Genomic DNA, 2927 nt, shown 5'->3' with positions numbered 1-2927 from the left:
GGTTAAGTTATTAAGGGCGCACGGCGAATGCCTTGGCACTAGGAGCCGAAGAAGGACGGCACTAACACCGATATGCTTCGGGGAGCTGTAAGTGAGCTTTGATCCGGAGATTTCCGAATGGGGGAACCCACTACGTTTAATCGCGTAGTATCTTGACGTGAATACATAGCGTCTTGAAGGCAGACCCAGGGAACTGAAACATCTAAGTACCTGGAGGAAGAGAAAGAAAAATCGATTCCCTGAGTAGCGGCGAGCGAAACGGGAAGAGCCCAAACCAAGAGGCTTGCCTCTTGGGGTTGTAGGACACTCAATACGGAGTTACAAAAGAGCGAGTTAGATGAAGCGACTTGGAAAGGTCCGCCAGAGCAGGTAAAAGCCCTGTAGTCGAAAGTTCGTTCTCTCCTGAGTGGATCCTGAGTACGGCGGAACACGTGAAATTCCGTCGGAATCCGGGAGGACCATCTCCCAAGGCTAAATACTACCTAGTGACCGATAGTGAACCAGTACCGTGAGGGAAAGGTGAAAAGCACCCCGGAAGGGGAGTGAAAGAGATCCTGAAACCGTGTGCCTACAAGTAGTTAGAGCCCGTTAATGGGTGATAGCGTGCCTTTTGTAGAATGAACCGGCGAGTTACGATTACGTGCGAGGTTAAGCTTTAGAAGGCGGAGCCGCAGCGAAAGCGAGTCTGAATAGGGCGAATTAGTACGTGGTCGTAGACCCGAAACCAGGTGATCTACCCATGTCCAGGGTGAAGGTGAGGTAACACTTACTGGAGGCCCGAACCCACGCACGTTGAAAAGTGCGGGGATGAGGTGTGGGTAGCGGAGAAATTCCAATCGAACTTGGAGATAGCTGGTTCTCTCCGAAATAGCTTTAGGGCTAGCCTCGTGATGAGAATACTGGAGGTAGAGCACTGTTTGGACTAGGGGGCCATCCCGGTTTACCGAATTCAGACAAACTCCGAATGCCAGATATTTATACACGGGAGTCAGACTGCGAGTGATAAGATCCGTAGTCAAAAGGGAAACAGCCCAGACCACCAGCTAAGGTCCCAAAGTAATCGTTAAGTGGAAAAGGATGTGGCGTTGCACAGACAACCAGGATGTTGGCTTAGAAGCAGCCATCATTTAAAGAGTGCGTAATAGCTCACTGGTCGAGTGACGCTGCGCCGAAAATGTATCGGGGCTAAACGATTCACCGAAGCTGTGGATTGACATCTACGATGTCAGTGGTAGGAGAGCGTTCTAAGTGCGTTGAAGTCAGATCGGAAGGACTGGTGGAGCGCTTAGAAGTGAGAATGCCGGTATGAGTAGCGAAAGACGGGTGAGAATCCCGTCCACCGTATGACTAAGGTTTCCTGAGGAAGGCTCGTCCGCTCAGGGTTAGTCGGGACCTAAGCCGAGGCCGATAGGCGTAGGCGATGGACAACAGGTTGATATTCCTGTACCACCTCCTCACCGTTTGAGAAATGGGGGGACGCAGTAGGATAGGGTAAGCGCGCCGTTGGTTGTGCGCGTCCAAGCAGTAAGGCGTGTGTGTAGGCAAATCCGCACACTGTAACGTTGAGCTGTGATGGCGAGTCCGTATGGACGAAGTTCCTGATTTCACACTGCCAAGAAAAGCCTCTATCGAGGTGAGAGGTGCCCGTACCGCAAACCGACACAGGTAGTCGAGGAGAGAATCCTAAGGTGTGCGAGAGAACTCTCGTTAAGGAACTCGGCAAAATGACCCCGTAACTTCGGGAGAAGGGGTGCTCTTGAGCGTGCAAGCGCATGAGAGCCGCAGTGAATAGGCCCAGGCGACTGTTTAGCAAAAACACAGGTCTCTGCAAAACCGTAAGGTGACGTATAGGGGCTGACGCCTGCCCGGTGCTGGAAGGTTAAGAGGAGTGGTTAGCGCAAGCGAAGCTGCGAATTGAAGCCCCAGTAAACGGCGGCCGTAACTATAACGGTCCTAAGGTAGCGAAATTCCTTGTCGGGTAAGTTCCGACCCGCACGAAAGGCGTAACGATCTGGGCACTGTCTCAACGAGAGACTCGGTGAAATTATAGTACCTGTGAAGATGCAGGTTACCCGCGACAGGACGGAAAGACCCCGTGGAGCTTTACTGTAGCCTGATATTGAATTTTGGTACAACTTGTACAGGATAGGTAGGAGCCAGAGATCTCGGAGCGCCAGCTTCGAAGGAGGCGTCGGTGGGATACTACCCTGGTTGTATTGAAATTCTAACCCATGCCCCTTAGCGGGGCAGGAGACAGTGTCAGGCGGACAGTTTGACTGGGGCGGTCGCCTCCTAAAAGGTAACGGAGGCGCCCAAAGGTTCCCTCAGAATGGTTGGAAATCATTCGTAGAGTGTAAAGGCACAAGGGAGCTTGACTGCGAGACCTACAAGTCGAGCAGGGTCGAAAGACGGGCTTAGTGATCCGGTGGTTCCGCATGGAAGGGCCATCGCTCAACGGATAAAAGCTACCCCGGGGATAACAGGCTTATCTCCCCCAAGAGTCCACATCGACGGGGAGGTTTGGCACCTCGATGTCGGCTCATCGCATCCTGGGGCTGTAGTCGGTCCCAAGGGTTGGGCTGTTCGCCCATTAAAGCGGTACGCGAGCTGGGTTCAGAACGTCGTGAGACAGTTCGGTCCCTATCCGTCGTGGGCGTAGGAAATTTGAGAGGAGCTGTCCTTAGTACGAGAGGACCGGGATGGACACACCGCTGGTGTACCAGTTGTCTTGCCAAAGGCATCGCTGGGTAGCTATGTGTGGACGGGATAAGTGCTGAAAGCATCTAAGCATGAAGCCCCCCTCAAGATGAGATTTCCCATTACGCAAGTAAGTAAGATCCCTCAAAGACGATGAGGTAGATAGGTTCGAGGTGGAAGTGTGGTGACACATGGAGCTGACGAATACTAATCGATCGAGGACTTAACCA

General features: G+C 52.6%; 1 rRNA gene. It reads left to right on the top strand.

From position 1 onward, the window contains the following. Positions 1–2927: ribosomal RNA gene (locus BFJ97_RS23120) — 23S ribosomal RNA — on the top strand.

The organism is Lysinibacillus xylanilyticus, assembly GCF_001708185.1.
GTDB classification, from domain to species: Bacteria; Bacillota; Bacilli; order Bacillales_A; family Planococcaceae; genus Lysinibacillus; species Lysinibacillus xylanilyticus_A.
The sequence above is the reverse complement of the archived record's forward strand: the minus strand, read 5'-3'. Positions and strand labels throughout refer to the sequence as shown.